General features: G+C 49.6%; 7 protein-coding genes. 5 read left to right on the forward strand and 2 right to left on the reverse strand.

Features of this window, described 5'->3' with window-relative positions:
* Positions 1-370 (reverse strand): helix-turn-helix transcriptional regulator (locus tag ACZM8Y_RS17590; RefSeq protein ID WP_489501952.1); only part of this gene is annotated, 370 nt, incomplete at its 3' end.
* 209 nt (positions 371-579) lie between these two features.
* Between ACZM8Y_RS17590 and ACZM8Y_RS17595 the strand changes: the two genes are divergently transcribed.
* From ACZM8Y_RS17595 to ACZM8Y_RS17615, 5 genes are all read left to right on the forward strand, one after another.
* Positions 580-951 (forward strand): helix-turn-helix domain-containing protein, encoded by a 372-nt coding sequence (locus ACZM8Y_RS17595; RefSeq protein ID WP_076778922.1) that lies wholly within the window; start codon positions 580-582, stop codon positions 949-951.
* A gap of 259 nt (positions 952-1,210) precedes the next feature.
* Positions 1,211-1,534: a plasmid mobilization protein gene (locus tag ACZM8Y_RS17600; protein WP_208037405.1), complete on the forward strand. Its 324-nt coding sequence runs from the start codon at positions 1,211-1,213 to the stop codon at positions 1,532-1,534.
* Positions 1,501-2,835, forward strand: a complete 1,335-nt coding sequence (locus ACZM8Y_RS17605) for a relaxase/mobilization nuclease domain-containing protein (RefSeq protein ID WP_208037404.1) — start codon at positions 1,501-1,503, stop codon at positions 2,833-2,835. Before ACZM8Y_RS17600 ends, ACZM8Y_RS17605 begins: the two co-directional genes overlap by 34 nt.
* Positions 2,832-3,197: a cysteine-rich VLP domain-containing protein gene (locus tag ACZM8Y_RS17610; RefSeq protein ID WP_208037403.1), complete on the forward strand. Its 366-nt coding sequence runs from the start codon at positions 2,832-2,834 to the stop codon at positions 3,195-3,197. Before ACZM8Y_RS17605 ends, ACZM8Y_RS17610 begins: the two co-directional genes overlap by 4 nt.
* Before the next feature lie 75 nt (positions 3,198-3,272).
* Complete coding sequence (locus ACZM8Y_RS17615) at positions 3,273-4,175, forward strand: BRO-N domain-containing protein (protein ID WP_208037402.1); 903 nt, start codon at positions 3,273-3,275, stop codon at positions 4,173-4,175.
* 209 nt (positions 4,176-4,384) lie between these two features.
* Here ACZM8Y_RS17615 and ACZM8Y_RS17620 read toward each other — a convergent pair.
* Positions 4,385-5,211: zinc-ribbon domain-containing protein (locus ACZM8Y_RS17620; protein ID WP_489501956.1), on the reverse strand; the 827-nt coding region annotated here is incomplete at its 5' end.

Raw genomic sequence — 5,211 nt, forward strand, 5'->3', positions numbered from 1 at the left:
CTTCCTTATGCAAATAGAAACGTAACTGCAAAGGGTAAAATTGCCCTAAATCTCGATACTCTGCCGGTGGCATTTTATACATGGCCTTAAATGCAGAGGTAAAAGCCTGTTGGCTTTCATAGCCACAAATTAAAGCAATATCTATAATGGATTTTTTGGAAAAAACCAGAAGTTTAGCTGCCTCTGTTAGTTGCCGCCTGCTCACATAATCATGGATCGTCATGCCTACTGTTTCGGTAAACATACGGTGCAGATGATATTTTGAATAATGGACAGATGCTGCAACTGTGTCAAGCTCTAATTTTCCATCGAGGTGATTTTCAATAAAATCAATGACCGTTTCAATGCTGACAACTTTTTGGACTTCCATGCGCGTTCCCTCCTTTCCACAGAAAGATTATCAGAAATCAACATCACAGTTTTAATAATTCTTGCGGTGTGTCGCATACTGCATCTTATTATAGTCTCTTAACGAAGATAAATCAAAGCAAGATATGAATTATAAAGTTTAATTCACCTGCATATAACAACATTCCATTGGGCAAATATGAATTATACAATGTAAATGGGTGATATTATATGGCGAAAGTAGAAGATTGCCCCGGCTTTGAAACTTTCGGCGCGGATGTAAAGGCTGCGCGGAAAGCCCGGCGTCTGGCGCGTAAGGCGCTGGCGGAAATGGTAGGTATTGAGTGGCGGTATCTCGCCAACATTGAGAATAAAGGGACGATCCCCAGCCTCCCGGTCGTGATCCAGCTTATCAAGACCTGTGGGCTTCCTGTGGAACGGTATTTCAATCCCGAAGTGCTGCGCTCGGAAAGTGAGCAGCGTCAGCGGGTCGGCCACAAGCTGAAACTGTGTCCCGAAGAATACCTGCCGATCATCGAGGGCGCGATTGACGGGGCTATAAAAATTGAACAGCCAAAGAAGAAAGAAACGGGGGATGCCTGAAAACCATCCTCTGTTTTCTTTTGTTTGCGAGGGGCGCAAAAGCGTCCTTTATTTTTTTGCGCCTTTTTTCTGGAAAGTTCCTGTTTTGCGGGTAGTTTGGAGCTTTCCGAAGGTACTTATAGCGGAGAAGAACAAAAACAGCAAGCATAGGAAGTGTAGCCACACTTCCGAAAACGCACCATCCCGCCCCTGCGGGCCGTCCGTTTTGCTTGTTGGGGAAATCCCCAAACCCCTTTGCCGGAAAGGAGCGTGAAACGCAATGGCAAACCGAAAGCGTCAAATCGTGCTGCGCGTCCCGGTGACGCCGGAAGAACGGGCCATCATCCAGCAGAAAATGGCCCAGCTCGGCACAAAGAATTTCTCGGCCTATGCCCGGAAAATGCTGATTGACGGGTATATCGTCCACATGGACACCAGCGACATCCGGGCGCAGACCGCAGAGCTGCAAAAAATCGGCGTCAACATCAACCAGATTGCGCGGCGTATCAACAGTACCGGGGCTGTGTACGCGCAGGACGTTGAGGACATCAAGGGGGCGCTGGCACAGATATGGCAATTACAAAGATCCATCCTATCAAAGTAAATCTGAAAGCGGCCCTTGACTATATCGAAAACCCGGACAAGACGGACGATAAAATGCTGGTATCGTCCTTTGGCTGTTCCTACGAAACGGCGGATATTGAATTTCAAATGCTGTTAGATCAGGCGTTCAAGAAAGGCAACAATCTGGCCCACCACCTGATACAAGCCTTTGAGCCGGGCGAAACCACGCCGGAGCAGGCCCATGAGATCGGGCGGCAGCTTGCCGATGAAGTGCTGCAAGGCAAATACCCCTATGTGCTGACTACCCACATAGACAAGGGCCATCTGCATAACCACATCATTTTTTGTGCCGTGGATATGGTACAGCAGCGCAAGTACATTTCCAACCGGCGCAGCTACGCCTACATCCGGCGCACCAGTGACCGGCTATGCAAGGAAAACGGCCTGTCCGTCGTGAAGCCGGGCAAGGACAAGGGAAAGTCCTACGCCGAATGGGACGCCCAGCGCAAGGGAAAGAGCTGGAAAGCCAAACTGAAAATTGCCATCGACGCCGCTATCCCGCAGGCCAAAGACTTTGACGACTTCCTGCGGCTCATGCAGGCGCAGGGCTATGAAATCAAACCGGGCAAATTCGTTTCTTTCCGCGCCCCCGGTCAGGAACGCTTCACCCGCTGTAAGACCTTGGGTGAGAATTACACCGAGGAAGCCATCACCCACCGGATCAAGGGGCTGGCCATGGACAGAGGCCCGAAACGGAACGCCACAAAGGAAATCACTTTGCGGATTGATTTGGAGAACAGCATCAAGGCCCAGCAGAGCGCGGGCTATGCAAAGTGGGCGAAAGTCCACAACTTGAAGCAGGCCGCCCGGACGCTGAATTTCCTGACCGAACACGGCATAGACGACTATGCGGCGCTGGAAAGCAAGGTGGCCGAAATCAGCGCGGAAAACGACGAGGCCGCCGCTGCGCTGAAAGCGGTGGAACGCCGCCTGTCCGATATGGCGGTGCTGATAAAGAATATCTCCACCTACCGGCAGACCCGGCCCGTGGCGCTGGAATACAGAAAGGCCAAAGACAAGGTCGCGTACCGGCGCGAACATGAAAGCCAGCTTATCTTGTATGAGGCAACGGCAAAAGCCATCAAGGACGCAGGCGTGACAAAGCTCCCCAATCTGGCCGCCCTGAAAGCCGAATACCGAAAGCTGGACGAGGAAAAGGAACGGCTGTACCAGAAGTACAGCGAAGTGAAAAAGGAACTGGCCGACTACGGCATCATCAAGCAGAATGTGGACAGCATTTTGCGGGTGACGCCCCATCAAGAAAGGACACAAGAGCTATGAGCATACCGAGAATGAATTACCGGCAGTACCGCAAGGCCCGGAAGCTGACGCATGAGTGCTGCAATTACTGTGACGGGAACTGCCTGCTTTTGGACGATGGAGAGGAATGTGTGTGCGTCCAGAGCATTTCCTATTCGCTGCTGTGCCGGTGGTTTCGGGCCGCCGTCCTCCCGCTGGACGCGGCCCTGTGCGCCGAGATCAGCAGGAGCCGGGACGAGGTGAAACGCTGCGTCGAGTGCGGGGCCGTGTTCACGCCGAAGTCCAATCGGGCCAAATACTGCCCGGATTGCGCGGCGCGAGTGCGCCGGAAGAAAGAGGCCGAACGGCAGCGGCAAAAATACTGGCAGCTTTCCGGGAAATGAGCTGCACCAGAGGTAGATTTTTTCAAAAAGATACGATAGACTATAATTATCCCCGCGAAAGAGAGGTACATAGCAATGGGCGAATTGATAAATACTGACGCGATCCAGCTATTTGAAGATAAAAAAATCCGCACCGCATGGGACGAAGAACAAGAAGAATGGTACTTTTCCATTGTGGACGTTATTTCCGTTTTGACCGGCACAGAAAATCCCCGCCGGTATTGGAGTGACTTAAAGCGGAAGCTGAAAAAAGAGGGTGCGGTTGAGTTGTACGAGAAAATCGTACAACTGAAAATGCTGTCCTCCGATGGGAAAAGGTATAAAACTGACGTTGCCAATACAGAACAGCTATTGCGGATTATCCAGTCTGTCCCTTCCCCGAAAGCCGAGCCGTTTAAGGCGTGGCTGGCAAGGGTGGGCCGGGAACGGATTGACGAAACCATTGACCCGGAACAGGCCATTGACCGGGCGTTAGAAACCTATCTGAAAAAAGGCTATTCCGAGGAATGGGTACATCAGCGTCTTTTGGCAATCCGCATCCGCAATGAGCTGACAGACGAGTGGCAAAAGCGCGGCGTGGAAAAGGGAAAGGAATATGCAATCCTGACTGACGAGATTTCCCGCGCATGGTCGGGCATGACGACCCGGCAGTACAAAAAACTGAAAGGCTTGAAAAAAGAAAACCTCCGGGACAACATAAGCGATCTGGAACTGGTTCTGACAATGCTTGCCGAAGCTACTACAACGGAGATTTCTAAAACCGTAAAGCCCGCTACTTTTTCTGAAAATCAGAAAGTGGCGCAAAAAGGCGGTTCGATTGCGGGAAATACCCGGAAAGAGATTGAAGATACAACAGGAAAGCCGGTGATTACTTCCCAAAACGCCAAAGACTTCCGGCAGCTTATAACAGATATTGTAGAGGACGCCGCCGCCATGCCAGAGCAAACAGAGGAAAAAGACGACAACAAGGATGAATAACGCCTACATTCTACGCAGTTAGGCCGCTGAAAGGCCCGCCGCAGCGGGCTTCTGGCGAACGATTGACGGGGCGGCAATAGGATTTATCCAATCCCCGCCGAAACTGGCTTTGAAATGCGTAGAAAAAAACATAAGAAAGCGCCGGACGCGGCGGCCTGCTGGCCCTGCGCCCAGCGCTTTTTATGAACCAAATAGGTGAGAACAACTTGTTATTTCACATAGATTTCTGAAATGGTATCTTCCACACCATTGATCTGCAATCTTACATGGATTTTTCCGTTTTCAAATTCACTCAAAGAATACTCTAAAGGTTCGGAAAGATTTGTGACATCAAAGGATTTTGATACATCACCCTGTACCAGCCACAAAATAAGTGATGCTCCGTCAGGAACCGTTCCGCAAGAAATATCGGCGTGAAGCATTTGAGTGTTTGCATCCTCAATCATCATGTTTTGCTCTTTTACAAATCCGTCACTGGCACTTCTAAAATCCAACTTCCAAACACCATTCAGATAAGTGTCATAATTCATGCTGATTGTTCCCAAATTCCAAACTCGGTCGTTCGACGTAACATCCGTATTTACACCATTTCCGGTAGCAGCACTGATAATAAACCCTGTCAGGCAGACCAACATAAGCACCATACTGATAATACCGGCAACAATAAATTTTAAGTGGTGAGTTTCCTGTTTAACCATAACGCCATTATCCTCCTTGTTTTCAATATGCGTTCCGCATTCTTCACAATATTTTGCTTTCAATGAAATTTGATGCCCGCAGGCAGGACATGTTGCTTTTATCTCTGAACGGCGCAGAAAATAAATCAGCAAGCCAATAAAAGGAGTTGCGATAAAAACTACAATCGCCCACAACACCGGGTCATCGCCCCGCTTTTTACAATCCTGATATACCCATGCTGCAAAGAAGCCACAAGTACATAAGGCGAAAAGAATAAAGCAAAGAAGCAGAATGGGAAGCATCATGGAAAGGCCGCTAAAGCCATCGCTTTTCAGAAAATACAGTCCAAACCGCAGAA

Source organism: Bilophila sp. (assembly GCF_057864385.1).